Genomic DNA, 25658 nt, shown 5'->3' with positions numbered 1-25658 from the left:
TCTTCTTATTGTGCCTCCAGCCAAAATCGAACTTGGCTTCCGTCTTCGGTTTGGTTTTGGTGCGTAATACGAATGACCTGTCCAAAGTGCGCAGCACAGCCTTTGAGCAACCCCAAACAAACATGCGCCATACACCTTGCACTGTGGTAGTCGAACACCAGTTCTGACTGTGTTTCGCTGATAAAATCGAACTTAGGCGGATTGGCATCTGGGTAAAGTTTTTTAACTTCTACATGAATAAAGCTTTCTACATGTCGAACAAATTGAAAGGTATTGTCGCACTGCTGCAAGCTTGCATGACTGGGAATGGAGCGTAGCAGGTTCAAAAATACGCTTTCACCAAACACTTCTTGTAACTGCTCTGAGGGAATATCAGAAACTTTGCTGAGATTGACGATCAGTTTGACTAAGTCTCGGTGATCATAACTGCCGACAGAGGTATATACCCCTTCGTCATCGGAAAGTTCGAGCACTTGGTCAAGCACTTCAAGTCCAAATTTGCTTTCCACTAACTCCATGAACTCGGTAAAGATTATCCCTTTCATTGGCAAACACCAACCTCATTGCAACGCCTTAAAAATAAGAATGGTGTATAACCCTATAAGTTTCAAATCAATATGCTTCAGCAGAATGAGACACAAAGCACAAAGCACAAAGCAAAAGGTTGCCTAGATGTGAAGCGATTTTCCTTTAACATTTGAGCTTACTGTTTTATTAACAATGAGGCGGAGTGCACTCACCACTCATTTTCTCACTCAAGCACGCTCGCTTCCGGAGTTTAGGGTTATTATCTTGGGTGTATAATAATGAGTAGGCACGAAAATTAGGGGTTCGGTTTGGTTATCGACAAAACAAAATTGCTGCAGAACTTTCAATTTCATCTTCCGACGGGGTATCACAAGGAGTCTCTTGCCCGCCTGAATTTTATGAAAGGTAAACCGCTTCGAGACGCCGCGGTTCTGATTGGTTTTGTGGATAGACCTGAAGGCCTACAAGTGATTTTGACCAAGCGAGCCGAACATCTTCGGCATCATCCAGGACAAATCAGCTTTCCTGGCGGTAAGTTTGAACCCGAAGATATCCATCTGGTGAATACGGCGCTTCGTGAGACTAATGAAGAGGTCGGTATAGAAGATAAACACATTCATGTGTTCGGTCAGTTGCCAAAACTGCCAACGATTAGTCAATTTAATGTGACACCATTTTTGGCCTTTATTTCTCCAGATTACAAAACGCATATTGACCCAAATGAGGTCGAGTCGGTTTTTGAGGTACCAGCCAACCATATTTTGAACCCAAATAAGCTCTACAGCAGTAAGTTTGAGTTAAAAAGAAGCAGTCATCGTGTATTTGCTATCCCATATCGTCAACATTTCATCTGGGGCATGACGGCGCAGATCATTGAGTCGATGCAAAAGCACATCATTTCCGGCTAAATCTCTCCTCTTTCATTCGATAATGATCATACGACCAATGCGATCATTATGTGCATCAATATTAATAAAACGTTACTTCATAAACATTCATTCACATTAGATTAATTTGCCATTTTCACCGCAAACGCTTGCGGTGAAATAAATTTATACAAATCGCCCTATTGATAAGTTTTTCTAATTTTACTCATTAGCAATAATCACGAGTAGCACATCATTTTCGTGATAAAAAGCAGGTTTTTGACATATCATTCAATAAGCACGAGCAATACATGATTTAGATCTAATTTTCCTAGTGTAAAATCTTGCAAAATTGCCCGCGACTTATTTCCTGTTCCCAAAATGAGTAACTCAAAAATGAATACAACTACTTCTGCTTCTGCGGTTTCTACCGTACAATCGTCTAGTAAGTTTACTTACAAAGACTTCACCTGGTGTCTGTCTCTGTTCGGCACGGCAGTAGGTGCAGGTGTACTTTTCCTTCCTATTAAAGCTGGTGCGGGTGGTTTTTGGCCATTAGTAATCCTAGCTCTAATCGCGGCACCAATGACTTGGTTCGCACACAAATCTCTAGCTCGCTTCGTTCTTTCAGCTAAGAACCCAGAAGCAGACATCACTGACACAGTAGAAGAACACTTCGGTAAAACTGGCGCAAACCTTATTACGTTCGCATACTTCTTCGCTATTTACCCAATCGTACTTATCTACGGTGTTGGTATCACAAACACGGTTGACTCTTTCCTAGTTAACCAAATGGGCATGGAATCGATTCCTCGCTGGCTACTTTCTGGTGCGCTTATCGCAGCAATGACAGCAGGCGTAGTATTCGGTAAAGAACTGATGCTGAAAGCAACTTCAGCAATGGTTTACCCTCTAGTGTTCATCCTATTGGCGTTGTCTTTCTACCTAATCCCTGAGTGGAACACGTCTATGATTGAAGTGGCTCCAGACTGGGCTGCAATGCCAACTATCGTTTGGTTAGCAATTCCTATCATCGTATTCTCATTCAACCACAGCCCAATCATTTCTCAGTTCTCTAAAGAGCAACGCATGCAATACGGCGACGAAGCTTACAAGAAAACAGACATGATCACTGGCGGTGCAGCGATGATGCTAATGGGCTTTGTTATGTTCTTCGTATTCTCTGTAGTACTTTCTCTATCTCCAGAGCAACTAGCATCTGCGAAAGAACAAAACATCTCTGTACTTTCTTACCTAGCGAACATCCACGAATCTCCACTGATCTCTTACATGGGTCCATTGGTTGCATTCGCGGCGATCACTTCTAGCTACTTCGGTCACTTCCTAGGTGCACACGAAGGTCTAGTAGGTCTAATCAAATCTCGCTCACAATCTCCAGTAAGCAAGATCGAAAAAGGTTCTCTACTGTTCATCGTTATCACTACTTGGATTGTGGCTATCGTTAACCCAAGCATCCTAGGCATGATCGAAACAATGGGCGCGCCAATGATTGCGGCAATCCTATTCTTGATGCCTGTATTCGCGATGCAAAAAGTTCCAGCAATGGCGAAGTACAAAACTTCAGCACCTGTGCAAATTTTCACAGCAATCTGTGGTCTTGCAGCAATTACTTCTGTAATCTACGGCGCTCTTTAATCATCCCTGTTTTTAACAGAATGATTAATCCAAAAATATAACGATAAAATTAAGCCTCCCAACTCCCCTTGGGAGGCTTTCTTCTGAGGTAATCGATATGATTAGTGTTTTTGATATCTATAAAATCGGTGTTGGTCCTTCAAGCTCACACACTGTAGGCCCAATGAAAGCGGGTAAAGAGTTTATTGATGATCTTCGTGCAATGGGAAAACTGCGCGACATCACTAAAATCACCGTTGACGTTTATGGATCACTATCACTGACAGGGAAAGGTCACCACACAGATATTGCTATCATCATGGGTCTTGCGGGCAACTCCCCTGAGAAAGTTGATATCGATTCTATTCCGGGCTTCATCGCTCGCGTAGAAGAAACTGAGCGCCTTCCTGTTGGCATGCACTGTCATACAGTATCGTTCCCACGTGAGGGTGGAATGAACTTCCACAAAACGAACCTTGAGCTACACGAAAACGGCATGCAAATCCACGCTTGGATTGATGACGAAAAAGTGTACTCAAAAACTTACTACTCTATCGGTGGTGGCTTCATCGTTGATGAAGAGAACTTCGGTAAAGAAGCTGAGAACCCAATCAAGGTTCCTTACGAGTTCACAACAGCTGAAGAGCTTGTTAACCAGTGTAAAGAAAGTGGTCTTTCTATCAGCGCGCTAGTGATGAAGAACGAACAAGCACTTCACTCAGACGAAGAAACTCGTACTTACTTCGCGAACATCTGGCGCACGATGCGCGAATGTATGGATCGCGGTATGAACGAAGAAGGCATTCTGCCTGGTCCACTACGTGTACCTCGTCGTGCTGCAGCACTTCGTCAGCAACTGCTTACTTCTGAGAAAACAACGAACGACCCAATGTCTGTTGTTGACTGGGTAAACATGTTCGCTTTCGCAGTAAACGAAGAGAATGCAGCCGGTGGCCGTGTTGTTACCGCACCGACTAACGGCGCTTGTGGCATCATCCCAGCAGTATTGGCTTACTACGATAAGTTCATCCAAACTGTGACTGAAAAAGATTACATCCGTTACTTTGCCGCTTCTGGCGCAATCGGTGGTCTTTACAAGCGCAACGCGTCAATCTCTGGTGCAGAGGTTGGCTGTCAGGGTGAAGTTGGCGTGGCATGTTCTATGGCGGCGGCTGGCCTTGCGGAGCTTATGGGTGGTAGCCCAGAGCAAGTATGTATGGCTGCAGAAATCGCGATGGAGCACAACCTAGGTCTAACTTGTGACCCTGTTGCAGGTCAGGTTCAAGTTCCATGTATCGAGCGTAACGGTATCGCGGCTGTAAAAGCGATCAACTCAACTCGTATGGCACTACGTCGTTCTTCTGCTCCTACTGTATCTCTAGATAAAGTTATCGAAACAATGCTAGAGACAGGTAAAGACATGAACGCGAAATACCGCGAAACTTCTCAAGGCGGTCTAGCGATCAAAGTGATTTGCTAATCGTCTCGTTATAAAAAAGATATCGATAAGCCCGAGTGAATACTCGGGCTTTTTTTTATCCAAAACACGATGAGGTATGCGCATGCAGACGCATTTGAAGCATCACCCGTCATTGCCTTATTCCTGCCGATATTTTTGTTTGTTCCGGCTAAAAACCAGTCAGAGCCTACTCTCGCTGTAGCTCATAAAAAAAACTAAAACTGTTACTATATCCAAATGTTTAGGATATCCCCGTACAAAATCACACCCTTCACTTCTCATTATTGATAACGTAGCCAAAATTTAAATTGGAGCTTATCAACACATGATTAGGTTTGAACTTGGAAACCAAATCTGCGTTTGCTTGTCCGAAAACGACATTTCTTTAGAGATCAACAACACACTCCACCACGCCATCCCTGTTAGTTCAAATGAGTATGCCATTCTTTCAACTATTGCTACTTACGGCAGTTTAAATGCGCCGATCAGTCAGCGCGTTATTGAGAGAAAAATCACTCAACACTACAAGATGGCTTTGCCAGAAAATGGATTTAAAAACGCGGTGGCAGCATTGAGAAAGAAGTTTCGCAAGCTCACGGAGGATCACGTTTCTCCCACGAGAAACATCATAGAAAACATTCACAGGACGGGATATTTCATCCCTTTTACCATGCTACATACTCACCAAAGCGGCATCTATCAACAAAAGAGAATCAACCAACACACGAAAAACAGCGTCAGAAAAGCCCTTCGTATTTGCTTGCGGAATAAAAGGATATACACCGACATCGCTTGGGTGTTGCTGGTTACTACAGCTATCTTTTTCTCGGTCTGCTATTACGCCATCAACAGTATTGTGAAACACAACTATTTAGATAGCGCATTGGACATTGCCGACAGCCTGTCTCAGATGAGTTGCTATGCTGATGAAGACCAACTAAAAGGGTTGTTTGATAACGTAAAGCTCGTTGAATCCAGCATGATGTTGGATCGCTTTAATATTCGCTGCTTGGTCACGCCAGAGGCGGTGGTTCCCGTCAGCCAAAAAGCGTTCAACGAGTGGAGCGATAACAGCAATTACACGACTCAATCCTTCGACATCAACAACGCCACCATTTTAGTTCGTGTGAAAAACATCAACTTACAGAATAACGTGGAGAGCCACATCTCGCGCTTTTTCCTTTCCGGGATGAAGCTTTACACCAACACAGGTACATCGTTCGAAATTGGCAATACCAACGGGCGATACTTTCACTATCAAATTAAAGATACAGGCTATAAAGAGGTGTATTACATCTCTGGACCTTTTAAGAGCATCATTTTGTTGAGCCTGTTCTTTTTAGTGATACTAAGGCATCGGTCGCTACAAGCGTTCATCATGTATCTGTTTGCTATTCGAGAATTTCATATCAAGCTCGAACCGATCTACAACACCTCAACGCAGCAAAATATTCACTACGAAGCCCTTTCTCGATTCAAAGTGAAGAACACCCAAAGGTTCATCGAAACACTCATCAGCAATGGACTGCTTTTGATCCACACGATCTTGGTGATCCGAGCAATTTACGCCAAACAGCCGACTTTGTTGGTACCCATCAGCATCAATGTGTGCCCTTCTCTTCTGCGAGGCAGAAACTTCTCGACTCTTTATCAAGAACTCGCGAGCAGAGACTGCCGTTTACTGACCATCGAAATCACGGAGAACGCGTCCATGTACTACACCTCCGAGATCTACGACAACGTCGCGAAACTAAAATTACTGAACTGCAAAATCAGCATTGATGACTTTGGTACTGGCAACAACAACGTGTCACTTATCAGCAAAATCAATCCAGATTATTTGAAAATAGATCGGGAGTTTGTGATTGGTTTGAAGTCGGACGATAAGAAAGTGGAAACGCTGCGTCAGTTGATTGCGATGGGAAACACTTACCGCTGCACAGTCATCGTCGAAGGCGTCGAAACCGCAGATAGTGCTCACTTACTCACAACGTTAGGTGCCTACATTCATCAAGGTTACTTCTATCCTCTGCATTTCTAGCTTTTCTTAATGCCGCGAGTTACTTAAACTAGCTGATACCCAAATGACTTCATAATGTATTCGCGCTAAGTGTGCGAAGTGATTTGGGTATCACTAGCGTCTATAACTGGATGAAAGTTAAAGACGTTCGTACATTTTTGTTAGGTGGTGAGACCATCCACCACCCACTCGTGATTGAAACCATGATTGCTATTAAACCAACCAAACTGAAAGATTTTTCGAGTTTGATGCAATTGGACGTGCAGGAAGAGCAAATAGGATTTGCCAAGCCGTTTGAACAGGCTTACCAAAAGCGAAACAAGTCAGAAGTATTTTTTACTATTTATTCGGACTACCTAACCGTCGGCTATCTGATCATCGATAAAGGGTTTGCTCAGCATGCTCCTTTTGCAATGCGGCATGAGTTGGGCCTTAATTATTTGATGATTGATCGCCGCTTTCAACGCCAAGGTATTGGTGCTGAGGCGCTGAAAAAACTGTTTGTGTACGCATACACCATCGACCCAGAGAGCACCTCGCTTTGCGTGACGGTACCAAATAGCCATCAAGGTGCACTCGACTTTTTCTCGGCTTGTGGCTTTACGAACACAGAAAAAGCCATTTATGGCGAGCAAGAAAAAGAATGGTTGATGCGTCACCCGCTTGGTTAAACGCTCAATAACCAAACGCTAGATAAAACAAAGGCAAGCGATACGCTTGCCTTTGTTATTGAACATGGGATTACTACGAAGGTTATTCACCCTTGTAGATACAACCTGCTGTACAAGTTTCTTTGATCTCTACTTTGCTTAGTAACGGTAGGTTTGGTTTTAGTTGTTGCCAAATCCATTTTGCTAACACTTCGCTGGTCGGGTTTTCCAGACCTTCGATGTCGTTTAGGTAGTAGTGGTCTAAGCGATTGTAAATTGGTTTAAATGCAGCTTTTATCTCTGCAAAATCCACAACCCAACCTGTATGTGGATCAACTTCACCTTCTACATAAAGACGAACAAGGAAAGAGTGTCCGTGCAAACGACCACACTTGTGACCTTCTGGTACGTGTGGCAAATGGTGTGCCGCTTCGAACATAAACTCTTTGTACAATTCTGTTTTCATCTTGATTCTCAGGCTTTAAAAAAGACAGGCAATACTAAGGAATTCGCTGCCAGGAGACAAGCGTTACCCCATACAAGCGTAGCAAAAACTGCCGCTTATTCCTGACCTCTTTGCCATCACGTACACCAAAGCGTCGCATTTTTGTCATGCGCCAAACATTTGATTACACAGCACTCACATCACAATTACATATCCCCAACATGTGTAGGGTCACAATCATTCATTTCGCTCATCGCGCAACCTATGCGAGAAGACTAATATTGTGCAGTTCGTTCCAATTACACTTATAAGAATATGCGCTCAACTATTACCTTTAAGCTCCTGCTTGCGTTAATTGTCGTTTTTAGCTGTGTTCTCGCTGCGTCGACGGCGTACCAACACTATCAACAAAAAACGCTGATAAATGATGTTCTTAGTGAACAACTGCACGACAAAGCCAGCAACTACTTCGATAGTCTGAACATGATGATGCTCACTGGTACCATGTCTCAAAAGGAAACGCTGCGACAAAAAGCACTCGCTCAAGAAGGTATTGAGCAAGTTCGAGTGCTACGTGCCGATGCCGTTACAAAACTGTACGGTGCAGGGCAAGCCAATCAGCAACCTATTGATGAGATTGATCAGCGTGCACTAGCGGGCGAGCTAGTGATAGAACCAATTACTGCGGACTGGGGCAAAGGCATTGTTGTGGCGCTGCCAATGAAATCGAGCCAAAACTATCGCGGCACCAATTGTGTTTCTTGCCATGTCGCACCAGAGGGTGAAGTATTGGGTGCTATTCGCTTAGAATACAACATGAACCACGTGAGTTCGATGATCAATAAACAAGCGATGTACGCGATGGGCATCATGTCTGCCATTGCGTTGGTTGGTTTTCTCATCACCATGGGATTGATTCGTAAGATCATCGTGCGACCAATTCAAAAAACCTCGCACTTTATGTCGAACGTTAGTGCCAGCAAAGATCTCTCCCAGAGACTTGTCCATAAACAAAATGACGAAGTTGGCCAACTTTCCCAGTCTATTAATTCCTTTATGGATACCGTTTCGGAAAGTCTTGAGCGCGTGCAAGACACCTCACACTCGTTAGCAGGGTCTGCGGGTCGTCTCACCGACGTTGCTCAATCCACTGATGAAGCAGCAAACAATCAGCAATTAGAAACCAATGAAGTGCAAAACAACATTATTGATATGTTGCAGCAGCAAGTCGTGGTTGAAGAGGCAACAATCAACGCAACGACGTTGGTAAACCACACCGTTGACGTAGCCACAAACAGCGCCAGCCAAGCGCACAATGTCAGCGAAGACATCAAGAGCTTAGTCAGCAACATTGAACAAGTGCGTGAGAAGATTACGTCTCTAAATCAGCGAACCGAAGAAGTTTCCTCAATACTCGGTGTGATTAAAGGCATCGCCGAACAAACTAACCTACTCGCTCTAAACGCAGCAATCGAAGCGGCACGCGCCGGAGAGCAAGGTCGTGGCTTTGCAGTCGTTGCCGATGAAGTGAGAAATCTGGCCTCACGTACCGCCGAAGCCACCAGCAACATTGAAAGCATCATTTCCCAATTTCAGCAAGGCAGCGAAGAGTCCCTGTCGTCGGTCGATCATGTTTGTCAATTTGCTCATCAACGTTCACTGGATGTCGAAGCGCTGTCTGAAACCATGCACAATGTCGTAGATGAGATGCATCAAGTGCTGAAACACGCAGAAAACATCCAACTGCAAACTCAAACCACCTCGGATGTCAGCAAGCACATTCAATCGAAAATCGACGTGATTACTTTGCACGCGAACGACACATCTCAATCTGCCTCTCATACACGGGATATCAGTGTCGATTTAGAAGAACTTTCTGAGCGTTTAGAGCAATTACTTAACCAATTCACCCTTTCTGAGCAACAAAGGGCGAATAAATAGGAAATTTCTCGCGTCCAAATTGAATATAAAGGTTGAAGCTGACGAATTGACGGGTAATATGTCCCATTGAATCTGTAAAATTCTATCCAACTCAATGCTTCGCTTGTTTTTTAAACAAAAATGTTTTGAGACAAGCACTTTGATAAGCGTTGAGTTGAATTTTTACCCCAATGGAGAATATTTAAAACATGACTTACGCGCCTGTATCAGACGTACTAAGCGGTAAGCTAGCAGTAGACAGTGAAGTAACTGTTCGCGGCTGGATCCGTTCACGTCGTGATTCCAAAGCTGGAATCTCTTTCCTTGCCATATATGACGGCTCTTGTTTCGACCCGATTCAGGCCGTGGTCCCTAATAATCTTAATAATTACGACAATGAAGTGCTTAAGCTAACGACTGGCTGCTCTGTTGAAGTAACTGGTAAGATTGTTGAGTCTCCTGCGCAAGGTCAGGACTTCGAACTGGCTGCAACTGACGTTAAAGTTGTAGGTTGGGTTGAAGATGCCGAAACTTACCCAATGGCAAAAACTCGTCACTCTATCGAGTACCTACGTGAAGTTGCGCACCTACGTCCGCGCACTAACGTAATCGGTGCGGTAGCACGTGTACGTAACTGCCTATCTCAAGCAATTCACCGTTTCTACCACGAGCAAGGCTACTTTTGGGTCTCTGCGCCACTAATCACGGCTTCTGATGCAGAAGGTGCTGGTGAAATGTTCCGCGTTTCTACGCTAGACATGGAAAACCTACCTCGCACAGACGCAGGCAAAGTGGACTACAACGAAGACTTCTTCTGTAAAGAAACGTTCCTAACCGTATCTGGTCAGCTAAACGCGGAAGCTTACGCTTGTGCACTAAGCAAGGTTTACACTTTCGGTCCTACTTTCCGTGCTGAAAACTCAAACACAAGCCGCCACCTAGCAGAATTCTGGATGGTTGAGCCTGAAGTTGCGTTCGCAGAACTAGACGATGTAGCGAAACTGGCTGAAGACATGCTTAAGTACGTGTTCAAAGCAGTACTTGAAGAGCGTCGCGATGACCTTGAGTTCTTCGCTCAGCGTATCGACAAGCAAGCGATCACTCGTCTAGAGCAATTCGTTTCTTCTGACTTTGCACAAGTTGACTACACTGACGCGATCCAAATCCTTCTGGACTCTGGTCGCGAGTTCGAATTCCCAGTTGAATGGGGTATCGATATGTCTTCTGAGCACGAGCGTTTCCTAGCTGAAGAGCACTTTAAAGCGCCAGTAATCGTGAAGAACTACCCGAAAGACATCAAAGCGTTCTACATGCGTATGAACGACGATGGCAAGACTGTAGCTGCGATGGACGTTCTAGCACCTGGCATCGGTGAAATCATCGGTGGTTCTCAGCGTGAAGAGCGTCTAGACGTTCTAGATGCACGTATGCGTGAAATGGGCATCGACCCTGAACACATGAGCTGGTACCGTGACCTACGTCGTTACGGCACAGTGCCACACGCAGGCTTTGGTCTAGGCTTTGAGCGTCTAGTCTCTTACGTAACAGGCATGGGCAACGTTCGTGATGTGATCCCATTCCCACGTACACCTCGCTCTGCGAACTTCTAATCACTTTTTAGTGACTCAGAATTAGAAAGACCTCCCAAGTGGAGGTCTTTTATTTTGTACGAATAATTTTCTCGCAATCTGCGTGTACAATTTAGCTGTTGCTTTCGTCTTCATCCTTATCTGCTCGCGCGGCGTATTTCACTCCAACAACACACAAACCAAACATGACGAATGGAATCACAGCGGCGGTGTATTCCGTCCAAACCATATGAGAAAAAGACTTCGCCAATATCAGGTGCGCAAACACCAACAAAAATGCGCTAAAGATAGCAACACCCATTAGCCTAAGTTCATGCTTTACCAACTGCTTTTTCATTATTGCTCCTAACCTAAAATGGTTGTCTGCTAGTAATTGAAACACAACTTCGGATTCGTTCACTGATACAGTTTGAGCAAAAAATAGGTAAACAGTTGGCTAGTGAAGTAATTCTCCGATCGTCTTCACGGCTTCTTCTAGTTCATCGTTGCAGGGTAACGATGTATTAAGCCTTAGGTAGTTCTCATAATCTGTGCCGACAGAAAACAACTTACCGAATGCAACGGTGATGTTGTCTTCCAATAACTTCAGATAAATCGCTTTTCCGCATTTTGATTCCGGCAGTTCAACCCATAAAAAATAGCCGCCTTCTGGCTTTGTGTAATGAATCGATTTAGGAAAGTACTTATCGAGCAGTTCAATGAACGCGGATTGTCGCTGCTCAAGATTCTTTCGAAGTTTTCTAAGGTGATTATCATAGCTGTCATTTTGCAAATAATGCGCAATACCTTGTTGGATAGGCGCACTACCTGACAAAGTCGAGATAAGTTGCAGTTTTTGCAGATGTTCATTAAAGCGCTTGTTGACCACCCACCCCAGCCGATAACCCGGGCAAAGACTTTTTGAAAATGATCCGCAATGCAACACGCGATCTTGGGTATCAAAAGTTCTCAGCGAACTTGGTTTCTTGTTAGAAAAATAGAGCTCTGAATACACATCGTCTTCAATCAAATACACATCGTGTTTATCAGCAAGCTCGACGATGCGCTGCTTCTGCTCATCGTTTAATGACATTCCGGTTGGGTTGTGAAAGTTCGTCATCAACCAACACGCGCGAACATCATTATCAGTAAAAGCCGCTTCAATTTGTTGCAATGAGTGCCCGGTGCGCGGGTCTACTGAGATTTCTATCGCCTTTAAGCCCAAACGTTCTATCGCTTGAAGCGCTCCGTAAAATGTTGGCGATTCAACCACGATAGTATCTCCCGGTTGTGTCACGGCCTGAAGGCTCAAATTCAACGCTTCTAACGCCCCTGAAGTAATGACAATGTCATCATGGGTTAACACCATACCTTGTTGAATGTAACGTTGAGCAATCAAACGACGCAATGATTCAGAGCCTGGCGGTAAGTTATCCAATAACGTCTCTGGCCCCATCTTCCTACCAGAGCTGGCTAGATTACGATTCAACGCATCCAATGGAAACAACGCAGGATCGGGAAAGGCAGAGCCGAACTTCATCGCATCCGGTGACGCCTGATTTTTGAGATAGTCGTAAAGCTCATCATTGATGTTAGAGCGATAAACAGAGGTCGCAGGAGGACTCGGTTCCAAACGGTCCAGCTCTGCGGTAACAAAGTAGCCAGACTGAGGTTTTGCCGCGACCCAGCCTTGTGCTTCGAGCAGCTGATAAGCTTGCAACACCGTTCCGGCACTGACGGAATGATTTCGGCTGGTAACACGCACTGACGGCAGCTTTTCTCCTGCTCTCCATGTGTTTTGCTGAATCTGCGTTTTGAACAGTTCAGCCAGTTGGCGGTATCGGTTCATGTTTCCCTCATTTATCACGACCGAGCGAACCTTAGCATACTTCGCGCCCGTATTCTGATAACGCGACTATCAATCTCGAAACGTAATTAATCAATCTTAGTGATATCAATTCGCGATACGAAGTGAGAATTTATGTTCCATACTTTCAAAGGTATGACTTTTATTTCGGGAGAAAATGATGAAAGTATTTACTATGGATGACCTCTCATACCGAGGTGCTCATAAAGGCGTACACAGTTGGGATCACCCAGCCAGCACAACGCCTTACTACTGGCACCCTGACTGGTTACATATTGCAGAAGACGCGCTAGGTGTGCACAAAACAGCGGATCTAGTCGTTCCAGAAGGCGAAACACCAACAGAAGAGCACGCAAAAGAGGCGATTGTTAAGCACATTAATGGTGAATAGCCAGAAGCGAACCTTCTGTTATGCAAGGTTGAGAGCCTTTTGGAACAAAACATGTCTGAATGAGAACTGTGCATCATCGTGAGCAATCTATCGACAGGATAAATAGATTGCTATCACATTAATTTTCATGCCATCTGTTACATTTAGAGGCTAATGGTGATGCACACCTCAACTCATAGACTATGAGAGACGATTATAATGACGAAATACAACGAGAATGACATCAAATATAAAGGCGAGACCAATGGCGTACATACGTGGAGTGTGCCATCAGGACAGCCTTACTACTGGCATCCAGATTGGCTACACGTTGCCGAAGATGCGACAGGGTCACACCCAAAAGAAAAACTAGATGTTCAAGCTGGTGACACCCCAACGCAAAAGCATGCGCTTACAGCAATCCTAAAACACATGAACGATTGGGCGACAGATAAGTTGTCTTCAAATCCTGACATCGAAACCAATGCGGTAGAGTCAGAAATTGAGCTAAAGAAATAGACCTCAACGTTCGATGTAAATTGAACATGCAAACGCCCCTCACCGTTGGGGCGTTTCTTACCCTTCCCTACTTTTTCCTTCACAACAGGCTCTGCTTACCTCGCAGGATTCACGTTTTAAACCGCCTAAAATCGCTCCTCAGTAGCCATCAGATTCATGAATTGTTCGATTGAATAAATTAGCACCGAATTGCTACAAAACTCCCCTTTACATCCGGATTTAACCAAGGTTTTCATAGCAAAAGCATCGGTTATGTTAGCATCCTGTTTCAAATCGAAATTTTTTTACGTTTTCTTATCAGTAAGTGTTGTAACGAATATTGCTGAAAGGTATAAATACGAGCAGACCCCTTCGATTAACATGGATGAAGATTATGTTTGAAAAAGTAGTTGCCGCTCCGGCCGACCCTATCCTTGGCCTTACTGAAGAATTTAAAAAAGATCCTCGCGCTGAAAAGATTAACCTTGGCGTTGGTATTTACAAAAACGAACAAGGCGAAACACCTGTTCTTGCTACCGTAAAGAAAGCCGAAGCAGCACTGATTGAAACGGAAAAAACCAAATCATACCTAACCATCGAAGGGACTGCAGAGTACGGTCTGGCGGTACAAAAACTACTTTTCGGTGCAGACGCTGAAATCGTAGCGGAAAAACGCGCGAAAACAGCTCAAGCGCCTGGTGGTACAGGTGCATTACGCGTGGCGGGTGAATTTATTAAACGCCAACTTGGTAACGTAAAAATCTGGATCAGCAACCCAACTTGGGCAAACCACAACGGCGTGTTTACCGCTGCAGGTCTAGAAACGGCTCAATACACTTACTACAACGCAGAAACTAAAGACAAAGACTTCGATGCAATGCTAAACGATCTTCAAGCTGCATCTGAAGGTGACATCGTTCTTCTACACGGCTGCTGCCACAACCCAACCGGCATCGATCCAACTGCTGAAGAATGGGAAACACTAGCGAAGCTGGTTGCTGAGAAGAAACTGCTTCCTCTGTTCGACTTTGCATACCAAGGCTTTGCTAAGGGTGTAGAAGAAGACGCAGCTGGCCTACGTACTTTCGCGAAATACAACAAAGAAATTCTCGTTGCGAGCTCGTTCTCGAAAAACTTCGGCCTATACAATGAACGTGTAGGCGCATTCACGCTTGTTGCTGAATCCGAAGAAGTGGCAACAACAGCATTCTCTCAAGTAAAAGCGATCATCCGCTCTATCTACTCTAACCCACCAGCTCACGGTAGTGCTGTTGTTACTCATATTCTAAACAACGAAGAACTGCGTGCCGAATGGGAAGCGGAAGTACAAGAAATGCGTGACCGTATTCAAGAGATGCGCGAGCTATTCGTAGCAACTTTGAAAGAAGAAGGTGTGGATGCAGATTTCAGCTTTATCGAACGTCAAAACGGCATGTTCTCGTTCTCTGGTCTATCTAAAGAGCAAGTTAACCGTCTGAAAGATGAGTTCGCAATTTACATCGTTGGTTCTGGCCGTATCAGCGTAGCTGGTATGACAAAATCAAACATGGGCCCGCTATGTAAAGGTATCGCGGCGGTTCTATAATCTGTCGAAAACAGACAAAATAAACGAAAGGTCAGCGTATGCTGACCTTTTTTGTTGTTCTTAAATCTGTTGATTACGGTTGAAGTTACTAAATGGGATTAAAATACGAACTTCAAACTTAAGCCGACTTCGTTGATGTAATCCGAACTTTCACCACTGTAATCTGTATCACGGTATTGGTAATACAAGCCCGTGCCAATCACATCATGCCATTGGTAATTGAAGCCGATTCTGTACTTGTTCTCGTCAACCACATCACTTCGGTTGGCCTGAATCTGTGCTGACACCATCCATTGTTCATTCAAAAGATAGTTTGCACCAATGGTCACAGCTTGAAGAAACTCGGTGTCAGAGGAAATGGTGCTATCCGTTTTCTCATCCGTTGCTTTCGCTTTCAGCGCACCAAGCCCATAAGTACCATAAACATCCAGTTGGTCGTTAATTCCATAACGATAACCACCACCAAACAACAATCGATCCACACGTAGTGTTAGATCGTCAGGATGGAAAAACTGCGCTGAGTAATCAACATTAAGCAACCAATTATCGGTGATGAGATAATTGCCACCCAATCCCAGCGTGGTCGCATTCGAGTTGTCTAGCCAATCTTTATTGGTCGTACCCGACCCCACATCCAAATAAATGTGCTCATACCCAAATTTTGCAGCTTGTTCCGCTTCCGAAGCGATACTGATTGCGGGCAAAACCACAAGAGGTACAAGCAATAACTGTCTCACCATCTTACTTCCTTTCATGAGAGTCACCTAAAAACTTAACTACAATTGGCAATTTCCATATTAGCCGAATTAACAAAACCTTGTCGCGGGAGATGTCCGAATCTTATGACTCAGTACGAAAAAGCGTGATCCAATAAGATTCTGTCTTAAAACTGCGTTAAGATTACTTTATTATTTGCGAAACAAAAGGCACCCGAATGGATGCAGAACTTCTCGAGATATATAACTTTCTCGCCAAGTACCCCCCTTTCAACGAACTTCCAGAAGAAACTCTGACCAAAGTGACAGAAAGCGTTGAAATCTCTTACTACCGACAAGATACCCCAATCATTCACTTCGGTGACCATATTCAAGATCTTTTCGTGGTAAGAAGTGGCGTGGTGGAAGTTTATCGCCGTAAAGGTGAGCTTTATAACCGTCTCGATGAAGGCGACTTATTCGGTCAAATGGGGCTGCTTACCAATAACAAAGTTCGTTTCCCGGTAAAGGCTATTGAAGACACCCTACTCTACTGCATTCCGGTCGAGGTGTTTCAAGATATCTACGACAACTTCGACTCTTTCGCCGATTTTGTTGAAGTAGAAAACAGCGCCCGCTTGCGCCAAACCATTTCAGAAAACAAAGACGCAAACGACTTAACCACCTCTAAAGTCAAGACCCTACTTACTGGCGATGCCCCGACCATAAACCGCGGCCAAACAATCCAACAAGCAGCGCAGTTAATGGCTCAGGACAACATTTCATCACTCTTGATTGTCGACCCCGATTTTGTCCGTGACGAAGATGATCCGCAATCGCCCGTTTTAGGCATCATTACTGACCGAGATTTATGTACTCGAGTGCTTGCAGAAGGCTTGTCTCCTCAAGATGATGTTTCAACGGTCATGACGACGGAAGTGATTTCTCTCGACCATAATGCTTACATCTACGAAGCCATGCTAACGATGTTACGCTACAACGTGCATCATCTGCCGGTGGTCAAAAATCAACTGCCGATAGGCATCATCGAAACTACCGATATTGTTCGTTATGAATCGCAAAACTCACTGCTTCTCGTAAGCAGCATTTTTCAGCAGCAAAGCATCGAAGATTTAGCAACAGTCGCAGAAGAAGTCAAAAGCAGCTTCGTACGTCTGGTTAACGAAGACGCCAATTCACACATGGTTGGCAGCGCGATGTCGGTAATTGGCCGAAGTTTCAAACAGCGTTTGTTGGAGTTGGCCGAAGAAGAACTTGGTGCGCCTCCGATTCCTTATTGTTTCCTCGCATTAGGTTCAATGGGACGCGACGAACAGTTGCTGGTTACCGACCAAGACAACGCCATTATTCTGGACGAATCCTATCAAGAAGAGAAACATGGCAAGTACTTTGAAGATCTCGCTAAGTTTGTCAGTGACGGCCTTGACGCTTGTGGTTACAAATATTGTACCGGTGACATCATGGCCACAAACCCGATGTGGCGAATGACTCGCTCCGAATGGGAAGAATGTTTCGCTGACTGGATTGACGATCCCAACCCGAAAGCGTTACTGAATGCATCAATATTTTTCGATTTAGATGGCGTGTATGGCCGCTTAAAATGGGCCGAACAGCTCACTAGCTTCATTGTGCGTCGAGCGCGTAAAAATAATCGCTTCTTAGCATGTTTGGCTCGAAATGCGCTAAACCGCACACCGCCATTAGGCTTCTTCAAAGATTTTGTGATGGAAAAAGACGGCCAGCACAAAAACTCGATCAACCTAAAACGTCGTGGCACCGCGCCGCTGGTTGATCTGATTCGTGTGCATGCCTTGGCGGTTGGCTCTCGTGCACAAAACTCGTTTGAACGTCTCGACGACATTATTGACGCAGGCATCTTGCCAAAAGGTCGAGCACAGGATTTAAAAGACGCGTTAGAGTTCATCTCTATGGTACGAATTCGACATCAAGCGACCGATGTTGAGCTTGGAATTGAGCCAGATAACAACATTGAGCCAGAAAATCTTTCCGATTTTGAACGCCGTAATTTGAAAGATGCCTTCCAAATTCTCAGCAATGGGCAGAACTTCCTTAAGTTCCGCTATCAAGCAAATAAGAGCCTTAAGTGAGGTTTGGCATGATCAAAAAGCTATTTCAAAAGCCTGCGATTCAATGGCCAACCAAGTTTCAGCAAAAGTTGGAGCTCGTCAATGATGAGAATCTTGTCGCCTTTTACGGCAGCGAATTACCAGCGCCCAATACCCCCATTTCAGAGGTTGAATTTGTCGCGTTGGATTTCGAAACGACGGGGCTCAATCCCGAAAAACACGACATTATTACTATCGGTTTAGTACCTTTCAATCTGAGACGTATTTTTCTGCGCGATGCTCGACACTGGAAAGTAAGGCCTCAGAAAAAGTTGGATGAAGATTCCGTTATCATCCACGGTATCACTCACAGCGAATTGATTGATGCGCCAGATCTGAGCGATATTTTGGGTGAGTTGCTGCCTTGCTTAAGCGGAAAAATCATCGTTGTGCATTATCGTCGAATCGAGAGAGAATTCTTGGATCAAGCGCTGAAAGCGCGCATAGGGGAAGGGATTGAATTTCCCGTGTTAGACACGCTACAAATCGAAGAGAACATCCAAAAGAGAAGCGCTGGCGGCATTTGGAATCGCCTGAAAGGAAAGAGACCAGAGTCTCTGCGTTTGGCGCAGTCTCGACGCCGCTATGGGTTACCAGACTACTCTCCGCATCACGCGTTAACTGATGCGATTGCTACTGCCGAGTTGCTTCAGGCACAGATGGCGCATCACTACAATGATGACCAACCAATCAGTGATTTTTGGTTGTAGATAGATTTTTTGTTGTAGCTATTTACCAACAATCATTCACCGAAAAACATGCATTAAAAAGGAGCCTATCGGCTCCTTTTTCTTTTTCGTCAAACTGAGAATTACAGTTTAAAACGTTTGATCTCTTGCTCAAGCTCGTGAGACAGCTCAGATAGGTGCGCTGCTTGCTCCGCTGCTGAGTGAGCTTCTACAGAAAGCTCGTTCGATACGTCGCGGATGCCTTCTGTGTTACGAGTGATTTCTGTTGTTACAGATGCTTGCTCTTCCGCCGCAGACGCAATTTGCGTTGCCATGTCGCTGATGCGCTCTACCGCACTGTGGATTTGCGTCAGGCTCGCTGCTGCAGAATTCGCGTCATCCACACTGGTATCAGCCAAACGACGACCATCTCCCATGATATCAACCGCTTTCTTGGTTGTACCTTGAAGCATTTCGATCGTTTCTTGGATTTCTTTGGTCGATGCGTGAGTACGTTGGCTCAATACGCGAACTTCGTCAGCAACGACCGCAAAACCACGACCTTGATCGCCTGCACGCGCCGCTTCGATCGCCGCGTTCAGTGCCAACAAGTTAGTTTGCTCTGCAATGTCTTGAATCGTCGATAGAATCGTGTTGATGCTATTACCGTGCGCTTCAAGTTCTTGGATAACATTTGTCGCGACTTGAACTTCTTGCGCCAGATTCTGGATAGAGCCTTGCGTTTGATTCACTTGGCTAGAACCGTGAGCACATGCTTGCACCGCTTCTTCAGAGCTATGTGCTGTACTGTCTGCGTTACCCGCAATCTCTTGCGTTGCTGCTGCCATTTCGTTAACCGCAGTCGCAACCATGTTGATTTCGTCTTGCTGGTAAGAAATACGCTGGCTACGTTCTTCTGCTTGTTGTGCCGTTGTACGTGCTTGCTCAGAAAGTGAGGCAGAAACTTGGCTTAGCTTGGTAACCATCGTGTGCATGTTACCCACAAAGCGGTTGAAGTTCTCAGCCAGTTTGCCCACTTCATCGTCACTGCGAGGTTCTAGGCGTTGAGTAAGGTCGCCCTCACCAGATGCAATTTCTTCCAATGCATCAGACACGCGGCCTAGGTCACGGAACAAGAAGCCAACCAACCAAGATACCGCAAGAATCACAACGATGGTGATCATCACAGCGGTGATCAGCAGGTCACGAAGCAGTACTGCATGGCCTGCTTCTTCTGTTGCGCGATCCATTTCAATCGCGAACATCCAATGTGTGCCAGGTACTTTCTTGAAGTAGTAAAGCTTCTCTTGGCCTTTCAGCATCGTGCTTTCAATCTTGCCTTCTGCTGCCGCACGCTCAATAGCCTCTTCTGAAAAGTCTTTTAGAAAACTGGTGATAGGCTTAAGCGTTAGGCTTTTATCTGGGTGAGCAAGGAACGTACCTTCGTTCATATCAATCAACATTGCGTGCGCATTTTCACCCGCATCAAGATTGATTACGTCATCGATAAGCTGATCAATAAGTACGTCAGCACCCACTACACCAATAAACTTGCCGTTTTTCATTACTGGTTCAGCAATGGTCACTAGCAATGCATTAGTGATAGCGTCTTGGTATGCTTCTGTGATGATCTGCTTACCTGCTGCATTGGCATCTTTATACCAAGGGCGAGTACGCGGATCGTAGTCAGCACGGTTACGCTCTGGGTGAGAACGATACATATCGCCGTTTGGTGTACCCAAGAAGATGTCGTCAAAGCCACCAGCTTTGCGTGCTTGCTGTAGGAAAGGAACAACGTCTTGCTCTGTCGAGTAGTCGTTGAATGCGCTTGCAATATCCTTACGGATATTAACCCAGTCCGAAATACCTTCTGACGCAGTGGTACTTAGACTTTGTGCTCGTGAATAGACACCTGAACGAGTCTGATCAAATAATTGACCAGCCGACAACCAAGTAAGTGCTGTTGCCATCACAACAACAGCAGAAAGGCTTGCGCCTATTAGCTTTTGTTTTAATGATATTTTCATAATTATAATTGAGTTGGGAGAACAGTTAAGGTGGGTGAATATTACACACTTTTTCACGACTATTCACTAATTTTTAAAAAACAAAATAGCGCATTAACTCTTTGTAAAATATGGATTTTTGCGTGTCATTTTTTTGTCTAGCGTCAGAAAAACCGCACAAAAAAAGCCAGCAGGGTGCTGGCTTCTTAATTACTTGTTATTTAAGCAAATTTATAAAATTAATGGATTATTGACGCTCTGTCTTCATCCCCATCAATAAACTTACACACATTGCTAGCAATATAAAGGTAAATGGCAGTGCTGTAGAAATGGCGCCCGCTTGTAACGCTTGTACCGCTTCTGAGCCACCAATCCAAAGCAATGCAACCGCAATCGCACCTTCCATAAATGCCCAGAAAACACGTTGCAATACAGGCGCATCGACTTTACCACCCGCCGTAATGCTGTCGATAACCAACGAGCCAGAGTCTGAAGAGGTGATAAAGAATACCAATACCAGAACCACAGCAATGATCGACAATATGTTGCCAAATGGCAGCACATCAAACATTTGGAACATCGCCAGTGATACGTCGGTCAGACCGTTTGCGCCTAACTCGCCTACTTTGTTGACGACTTGATCAATCGCCAGACCGCCAAACACCGACATCCAAACCACGGTGACTACCGTCGGAACAATCAGTACCGCTGTGATGAACTCACGTACTGTACGGCCACGTGAAACGCGAGCGATGAACATACCAACGAATGGTGACCAAGAGATCCACCAAGCCCAGTAGAATACCGTCCAGCCTTGGAACCAAGCTTCGTCGGTACGACCAAACGGGTTACTCAATGGAATGATGTTTTCTACGTACGCCATTAACGTTGTTGGGATCGAGCCTAAACTCGCCGCCCAGCCAATCAAACCAACAAGGATAAGCAGCAAAAACGCTACAACCATGTTGATGTTACTGATCACTTTTACGCCGCCGTCGATACCGCGAACAACAGAAACCACTGCGAGCAGAGTAACCACAGTGATAACGACAATTTGCAAACCTAAACCAGGTTCAACACCAAATACATGGTGAATACCACTTGCCGCCTGCTGAGCGCCCAAACCAAGTGATGTCGCTAGACCAAATAGAGTGGCAAGTACTGCAAGAATATCAACGATATGGCCAGCCCAGCCCCAAGCGCGATCGCCCAATAATGGGTAAAAGATCGAACGCATTGATAGAGGCAACCCTTTGTTGTAGGTGAAAAATGCAAGTGAAAGTGCCACAACGCCGTAAATTGCCCAAGGGTGAAGACCCCAGTGGAACATCGTCGCGCCTAGCGCCAAACGTGCGGCTTCTGGTGAGTTTGCTTCTACGCCGAGTGGCGTTTCGTACCAACCAGTGAAGTAAGCCACTGGTTCTGCCACACTCCAGAACATCAAACCAATACCCATACCGGCTGCGAACAACATCGCGAGCCAAGACATGAATGAATAATCAGCGACAGCATCTTTACCGCCTAAGCGTATTTTCCCGAGCGGCGACACAATCAACGCTAAGCAGAAAATAACGAAAATGTTACCAGCGATAATAAACAGCCAGTCGAATGAACCAATGATCTTCCACTTAAGCCCATCCAATGCCGTCTTCGCGGTATGAGCATCTAGAACTAATGCTGCGACAAGAAACAGTGCAATAAAGCCTGCACTAATACCAAAAACTGGGTTATGAACATCAAAGCCCCACTTTTGAACGTTGTCTTGACCTACCGTATAGTCGGTACTGTCAATACTGTACTTATCTATACCCTTTGTCATCGTTCCTCTCTATTTTTGTATTATTTTTTCCGTACCAAACAAAAAATCGTTCGAACACGATACGTTTTACATTCCGTGAAAGCGGAAGATCCTATCATTTGAGGCGTTTTTGTCTATCTTTTGCTGTTAAAAAATCCAATAACTTACTTTTCAGTCGGTAATTTGCATTACAAAAAGCGCAAATCTCCACATCATTAATTAGACCACAAACAATTATTGCTATAATAATTTTAGGTCTTTCTGTTTCAGTTGCACGAGCGAATAAAAAGAAATCGCCAAAGACGAATAAATAGTTGAAAAATGTAGACCTAAATTTTGACTGCAGCCCTTTAAATAACAGCGCATTTGAGTTAGTGTCGCGTCGTTACATGTTCCCTACAGACTGGATGAAAAAATTGGAAAAGTACGAAGAAGTATTGGTCTCGATTCGTCAGATCATCCGCGCTATTGATTTACATTCTAAAAAGCTGAGCAAAGAGTCGGGATTGACCGCTCCGCAATTGATTTTGATGCGTGCTATCAATGAGTTAGATAACGTGACTATCAAACAGTTGTCTAACCACACCAATATGAGTCAAGCAACTGCGACCACGATTTTGGACAGATTAGAACGCAATCAACTCGTTGAGCGTCGTCGTAGCGTTGAAGATAAACGTAAGGTACATGCGGTACTTACCGAGAAGGGCGAAGAAGCTCTGAGACAAGCGCCAACTCCGCTGCAAGAACACTTCATCAATCGATTCCAAAAATTGGAAGAGTGGGAACAAACATTGCTGCTTTCTTCTGTCCAGCGCATCTCCACCATGATGAACGCAGAAGACATCGATGTAGCGCCTCTTCTAGAAATCGGCAGCATCACCAAACCAGAATAATCACCTCTTTAAGTGCTCGTATTAAACGGGCACTTTTTTATTCCGTCAGCCCCGTTTCAAATGCGTATTTGGCTAATTCCGCTGTCGAATGCAGATCTAATTTATGTTTGATGTTGTGACGATGCGTTTCTACTGTTCGATAGCTGATATTGAGTAACGTCGCGATTTTCTTACTGCTATTGCCTTGTGCCACCAACCTCAAGACCGCCTCTTCTCGTCGACTAAGCGGATTGGGTTTGTGATGGGCGGGTTTGATTTCTTGTGTAAAGAGCGTCTGAGTTACGGACTCGCAAAAATAGGTTGAACCTTGGTTCACGGTTTTGATGGCTTGCACCATTTTCTCGGCTGAAATTTCCTTGAGCATGTATCCCACCGCCCCTGCCTGCATAACTTTCATGATGTATTCGCGGTTATCATGCATCGTAAGCATGAGAATTTTACTCTCTGGTAATTCCTCTTTAATCACACCCGTTGCTTCGATGCCATTCATGATTGGCATGCTGATGTCCATAAGCACAACATCCGGTCGCAGATGCTTAACGACCTCAATCGCTCCCAAGCCGTTGCTTGCCGTGCCAATCACATCAATGTCCGGCTCCAGCTCTAAACGCGCGATAAATCCATCTAACACCACTTGGTGATCATCGACGATCACCACACTAATCGGTTTGTCCATAAACTAATTCATCCAAATTCAAAAGCACGGTAATTTCCGTGCCTAAACCAAGCTCACTCATGAGTTCGAACTCGCCACCAATAAACTCCACACGTTCTTGCATGTTGCGCAAACCAATCCCTTGGCGATGCACAGCTTGGTTGACGACAAACCCTACGCCATCGTCTCTTATGAGTAATTGCAACATATTGCCCATTTTTTGCAAAATCACCGTCACTTTTTTCGCTTTTGCATGCTTTTCAATGTTATTTAGCGACTCTTGCGCAACTCGGTACAGTGTTGTTGCGACTTCGGAGGTCAGCTTGTGCTGTTGAGTGTCAAAATGGCTGTCGATATCAATTTCAGAGTGTGAATGAAAATCTTGCAACAATGTCGTCAACGCAGCTTCCAAACCGATATCATCCAATGCGCTTGGGCGAAGTTGATGGGAAATGTGCCGCACTTCATTAATTGCCGTCACCAAAGAACGTTGTGATTTGTCGAGATGCGACTTGAGCTTTTCATCTTGCAATCGATGGCTCATTAAATCCAAATGACATTTACTCGATACCAGAAGCTGATTGATCCCATCGTGCAACTCGCGCGCTAAATGTTTCTTCTCATCTTCTTGAAACATCACCGTTTTGTGAGCAAGTTCTTTGAGGTTTTTATCGGCAAGTCGATGCTCATGTAAATTGATGGCTAAAGTCAGAACAATGATCACCGCCACGGTGACCACCAAAATCACCACCACAGAAAAAAACGTGGTCTCGATGTTTTTGTTCACCGCAGCACGCATGTTCGCGACTTCTTGGCTGACATCTTCAATGTAAAGACCAGTGCCAATCATCCACTCCCATTTATCCAACCATGCGGCGTAACTGAGCTTGGGTACAATGTCGCCAGTCGAGGGTTTCTGCCACAAGTATTGGTGAAAGCCGCCTCCGGATTGCGCTTGGTAAAGCAACGCTTCTATAAGCCTGTCGCCATTTTCGTCTTCTAGGTGAAGTAAGTTCTCCCCAACCAATTCAGGAAGAACGGGATGTACGAGGTTAGTGCCGTGTTTATCGTAAGCAAAGAAGTACCCGTCAGAGCCGTAAGTTAGGCGATTGAGAATGGCCTTCACTCGAGCTTTAGCGACACGTTCTTCAATCGTCGAATCGTTGTAAATGTGGGAAATAGCATCAAATGCGACATCAACGGTATCTTTGAGCGCCGCTTCTTTGGATTGAATGAGGTTTTGATGGAAGATCTCCACCTCTCGTTGACCCAATGTTTTGGCCTGATAAATGGAAATCCAACTGATGCTTGCCGACACTAAAACCACTGGAATCAATGTCAGCAAAATTAACTTGGCTTTGAGAGGCATCCTTCCCTCCATGAAA

General features: G+C 44.9%; 22 protein-coding genes. 13 read left to right on the top strand and 9 right to left on the bottom strand.

Annotation, left to right across the window (positions count from 1 at the left end; genetic code table 11):
- Positions 1 to 5: 5 nt before the first annotated feature.
- Positions 6 to 545 (bottom strand): heme NO-binding domain-containing protein, encoded by a 540-nt coding sequence (locus ACF8EG_RS17715; protein ID WP_031854756.1) that lies wholly within the window; start codon positions 543 to 545, stop codon positions 6 to 8.
- Positions 546 to 836: 291 nt separating this feature from the next.
- On the opposite strand from ACF8EG_RS17715, the gene ACF8EG_RS17710 reads away from it, so the two are divergent.
- The 5 genes from ACF8EG_RS17710 (at position 837) to ACF8EG_RS17690 (ending at position 7179) form a co-directional block, all read left to right on the top strand.
- Positions 837 to 1436, top strand: a complete 600-nt coding sequence (locus ACF8EG_RS17710; RefSeq protein ID WP_005458814.1) for a CoA pyrophosphatase — start codon at positions 837 to 839, stop codon at positions 1434 to 1436.
- 354 nt (positions 1437 to 1790) lie between these two features.
- Positions 1791 to 3050, top strand: coding sequence for an aromatic amino acid transport family protein (locus tag ACF8EG_RS17705; protein ID WP_069506669.1), 1260 nt, complete (start codon positions 1791 to 1793; stop codon positions 3048 to 3050).
- 97 nt (positions 3051 to 3147) lie between these two features.
- Positions 3148 to 4509, top strand: a complete 1362-nt coding sequence (locus ACF8EG_RS17700; protein ID WP_005483216.1) for an L-serine ammonia-lyase — start codon at positions 3148 to 3150, stop codon at positions 4507 to 4509.
- Between the two features lie 304 nt (positions 4510 to 4813).
- The gene (locus tag ACF8EG_RS17695; protein WP_069506666.1) at positions 4814 to 6529 is read left to right on the top strand and encodes an EAL domain-containing protein; all 1716 of its coding nucleotides are present in this window, start codon (positions 4814 to 4816) and stop codon (positions 6527 to 6529) included.
- Between the two features lie 182 nt (positions 6530 to 6711).
- Positions 6712 to 7179, top strand: coding sequence for an N-acetyltransferase (locus tag ACF8EG_RS17690; RefSeq protein WP_021448879.1), 468 nt, complete (start codon positions 6712 to 6714; stop codon positions 7177 to 7179).
- Between the two features lie 82 nt (positions 7180 to 7261).
- Here the strand turns inward: ACF8EG_RS17690 and queD are convergent, their stop codons facing one another.
- A complete protein-coding gene (gene queD / locus ACF8EG_RS17685; protein ID WP_005494779.1) occupies positions 7262 to 7624 on the bottom strand; it encodes a 6-carboxytetrahydropterin synthase QueD in 363 nt (120 codons plus the stop codon).
- A gap of 294 nt (positions 7625 to 7918) precedes the next feature.
- Here queD and ACF8EG_RS17680 point away from each other — a divergent pair, with 294 nt between their 5' ends.
- Both ACF8EG_RS17680 and asnS read left to right on the top strand, forming a co-directional pair.
- Entirely contained in the window at positions 7919 to 9544 is a 1626-nt protein-coding gene (locus ACF8EG_RS17680; protein WP_020840942.1) for a methyl-accepting chemotaxis protein, read from the top strand.
- Between the two features lie 188 nt (positions 9545 to 9732).
- Positions 9733 to 11133, top strand: a complete 1401-nt coding sequence (gene asnS, locus ACF8EG_RS17675) for an asparagine--tRNA ligase (RefSeq protein ID WP_392419666.1) — start codon at positions 9733 to 9735, stop codon at positions 11131 to 11133.
- Positions 11134 to 11224: 91 nt separating this feature from the next.
- Here the strand turns inward: asnS and ACF8EG_RS17670 are convergent, their stop codons facing one another.
- Positions 11225 to 11449 carry a hypothetical protein gene (locus ACF8EG_RS17670; protein ID WP_005485465.1) on the bottom strand — a complete coding sequence of 75 codons (225 nt, stop codon included), beginning with the start codon at positions 11447 to 11449 and terminating at the stop codon, positions 11225 to 11227.
- 99 nt (positions 11450 to 11548) lie between these two features.
- Positions 11549 to 12940, bottom strand: a complete 1392-nt coding sequence (locus tag ACF8EG_RS17665; RefSeq protein ID WP_069506663.1) for a PLP-dependent aminotransferase family protein — start codon at positions 12938 to 12940, stop codon at positions 11549 to 11551.
- Positions 12941 to 13118: 178 nt separating this feature from the next.
- Between ACF8EG_RS17665 and ACF8EG_RS17660 the strand changes: the two genes are divergently transcribed.
- The 3 genes from ACF8EG_RS17660 to ACF8EG_RS17650 all read left to right on the top strand — a co-directional run bounded on the left by ACF8EG_RS17660 (position 13119) and on the right by ACF8EG_RS17650 (position 15411).
- On the top strand, positions 13119 to 13349 hold the full coding sequence (locus ACF8EG_RS17660; protein ID WP_005483298.1) for a hypothetical protein: 231 nt from the start codon (positions 13119 to 13121) through the stop codon (positions 13347 to 13349).
- 198 nt (positions 13350 to 13547) lie between these two features.
- Entirely contained in the window at positions 13548 to 13847 is a 300-nt protein-coding gene (locus ACF8EG_RS17655) for a hypothetical protein (protein WP_069486229.1), read from the top strand.
- Between the two features lie 373 nt (positions 13848 to 14220).
- Complete coding sequence (locus ACF8EG_RS17650; protein ID WP_031813767.1) at positions 14221 to 15411, top strand: amino acid aminotransferase; 1191 nt, start codon at positions 14221 to 14223, stop codon at positions 15409 to 15411.
- A 98-nt stretch (positions 15412 to 15509) separates the two neighbouring features.
- Here the strand turns inward: ACF8EG_RS17650 and ACF8EG_RS17645 are convergent, their stop codons facing one another.
- On the bottom strand, positions 15510 to 16151 hold the full coding sequence (locus ACF8EG_RS17645; RefSeq protein WP_005494765.1) for an outer membrane beta-barrel protein: 642 nt from the start codon (positions 16149 to 16151) through the stop codon (positions 15510 to 15512).
- Positions 16152 to 16345: 194 nt separating this feature from the next.
- Between ACF8EG_RS17645 and ACF8EG_RS17640 the strand changes: the two genes are divergently transcribed.
- Together ACF8EG_RS17640 and ACF8EG_RS17635 are read left to right on the top strand one after the other, a co-directional pair.
- Positions 16346 to 18235, top strand: coding sequence for a putative nucleotidyltransferase substrate binding domain-containing protein (locus tag ACF8EG_RS17640; protein ID WP_031830108.1), 1890 nt, complete (start codon positions 16346 to 16348; stop codon positions 18233 to 18235).
- Between the two features lie 8 nt (positions 18236 to 18243).
- Positions 18244 to 18963, top strand: coding sequence for a 3'-5' exonuclease (locus tag ACF8EG_RS17635; RefSeq protein ID WP_021822203.1), 720 nt, complete (start codon positions 18244 to 18246; stop codon positions 18961 to 18963).
- 101 nt (positions 18964 to 19064) lie between these two features.
- On the opposite strand, the gene ACF8EG_RS17630 is transcribed toward ACF8EG_RS17635, so the two are convergent.
- The gene (locus ACF8EG_RS17630; protein ID WP_005458057.1) at positions 19065 to 20948 is read right to left on the bottom strand and encodes a methyl-accepting chemotaxis protein; all 1884 of its coding nucleotides are present in this window, start codon (positions 20946 to 20948) and stop codon (positions 19065 to 19067) included.
- A gap of 226 nt (positions 20949 to 21174) precedes the next feature.
- Complete coding sequence (locus ACF8EG_RS17625) at positions 21175 to 22746, bottom strand: BCCT family transporter (protein ID WP_005458059.1); 1572 nt, start codon at positions 22744 to 22746, stop codon at positions 21175 to 21177.
- A 395-nt stretch (positions 22747 to 23141) separates the two neighbouring features.
- On the opposite strand from ACF8EG_RS17625, the gene cosR reads away from it, so the two are divergent.
- Positions 23142 to 23618 carry a MarR family transcriptional regulator CosR gene (cosR, locus tag ACF8EG_RS17620; protein WP_005494763.1) on the top strand — a complete coding sequence of 159 codons (477 nt, stop codon included), beginning with the start codon at positions 23142 to 23144 and terminating at the stop codon, positions 23616 to 23618.
- Positions 23619 to 23655: 37 nt separating this feature from the next.
- Here cosR and ACF8EG_RS17615 read toward each other — a convergent pair whose 3' ends face one another.
- Positions 23656 to 24294: a response regulator transcription factor gene (locus ACF8EG_RS17615; protein WP_053339728.1), complete on the bottom strand. Its 639-nt coding sequence runs from the start codon at positions 24292 to 24294 to the stop codon at positions 23656 to 23658.
- Complete coding sequence (locus ACF8EG_RS17610; RefSeq protein ID WP_020840950.1) at positions 24278 to 25642, bottom strand: cache domain-containing protein; 1365 nt, start codon at positions 25640 to 25642, stop codon at positions 24278 to 24280. Before ACF8EG_RS17610 ends, ACF8EG_RS17615 begins: the two co-directional genes overlap by 17 nt.
- Positions 25643 to 25658 lie beyond the last annotated feature (16 nt).

The organism is Vibrio sp. YQ_11, from assembly GCF_043103065.1.
GTDB lineage: Bacteria > Pseudomonadota > Gammaproteobacteria > Enterobacterales > Vibrionaceae > Vibrio > Vibrio parahaemolyticus.
Note: the sequence above shows the minus strand (reverse complement) of the source record. Positions and strands in the feature narration are given on the sequence as shown.

What these genes read in the sequence shown, in the direction of transcription:
- ACF8EG_RS17715 (WP_031854756.1), bottom strand. Translation starts at nt 545, where the DNA reads ATGAAAGGGATAATCTTTACCGAGTTCATGGAGTTAGTGGAAAGCAAA.
- ACF8EG_RS17705 (WP_069506669.1), top strand. Translation starts at nt 1,791, where the DNA reads ATGAATACAACTACTTCTGCTTCTGCGGTTTCTACCGTACAATCGTCT.
- ACF8EG_RS17700 (WP_005483216.1), top strand. Translation starts at nt 3,148, where the DNA reads ATGATTAGTGTTTTTGATATCTATAAAATCGGTGTTGGTCCTTCAAGC.
- ACF8EG_RS17695 (WP_069506666.1), top strand. Translation starts at nt 4,814, where the DNA reads ATGATTAGGTTTGAACTTGGAAACCAAATCTGCGTTTGCTTGTCCGAA.
- ACF8EG_RS17690 (WP_021448879.1), top strand. Translation starts at nt 6,712, where the DNA reads ATGATTGCTATTAAACCAACCAAACTGAAAGATTTTTCGAGTTTGATG.
- queD (WP_005494779.1), bottom strand. Translation starts at nt 7,624, where the DNA reads ATGAAAACAGAATTGTACAAAGAGTTTATGTTCGAAGCGGCACACCAT.
- ACF8EG_RS17680 (WP_020840942.1), top strand. Translation starts at nt 7,919, where the DNA reads ATGCGCTCAACTATTACCTTTAAGCTCCTGCTTGCGTTAATTGTCGTT.
- asnS (WP_392419666.1), top strand. Translation starts at nt 9,733, where the DNA reads ATGACTTACGCGCCTGTATCAGACGTACTAAGCGGTAAGCTAGCAGTA.
- ACF8EG_RS17670 (WP_005485465.1), bottom strand. Translation starts at nt 11,449, where the DNA reads ATGAAAAAGCAGTTGGTAAAGCATGAACTTAGGCTAATGGGTGTTGCT.
- ACF8EG_RS17665 (WP_069506663.1), bottom strand. Translation starts at nt 12,940, where the DNA reads ATGAACCGATACCGCCAACTGGCTGAACTGTTCAAAACGCAGATTCAG.
- ACF8EG_RS17660 (WP_005483298.1), top strand. Translation starts at nt 13,119, where the DNA reads ATGAAAGTATTTACTATGGATGACCTCTCATACCGAGGTGCTCATAAA.
- ACF8EG_RS17655 (WP_069486229.1), top strand. Translation starts at nt 13,548, where the DNA reads ATGACGAAATACAACGAGAATGACATCAAATATAAAGGCGAGACCAAT.
- ACF8EG_RS17650 (WP_031813767.1), top strand. Translation starts at nt 14,221, where the DNA reads ATGTTTGAAAAAGTAGTTGCCGCTCCGGCCGACCCTATCCTTGGCCTT.
- ACF8EG_RS17645 (WP_005494765.1), bottom strand. Translation starts at nt 16,151, where the DNA reads ATGGTGAGACAGTTATTGCTTGTACCTCTTGTGGTTTTGCCCGCAATC.
- ACF8EG_RS17640 (WP_031830108.1), top strand. Translation starts at nt 16,346, where the DNA reads ATGGATGCAGAACTTCTCGAGATATATAACTTTCTCGCCAAGTACCCC.
- ACF8EG_RS17635 (WP_021822203.1), top strand. Translation starts at nt 18,244, where the DNA reads ATGATCAAAAAGCTATTTCAAAAGCCTGCGATTCAATGGCCAACCAAG.
- ACF8EG_RS17630 (WP_005458057.1), bottom strand. Translation starts at nt 20,948, where the DNA reads ATGAAAATATCATTAAAACAAAAGCTAATAGGCGCAAGCCTTTCTGCT.
- ACF8EG_RS17625 (WP_005458059.1), bottom strand. Translation starts at nt 22,746, where the DNA reads ATGACAAAGGGTATAGATAAGTACAGTATTGACAGTACCGACTATACG.
- ACF8EG_RS17615 (WP_053339728.1), bottom strand. Translation starts at nt 24,294, where the DNA reads ATGGACAAACCGATTAGTGTGGTGATCGTCGATGATCACCAAGTGGTG.
- ACF8EG_RS17610 (WP_020840950.1), bottom strand. Translation starts at nt 25,642, where the DNA reads ATGCCTCTCAAAGCCAAGTTAATTTTGCTGACATTGATTCCAGTGGTT.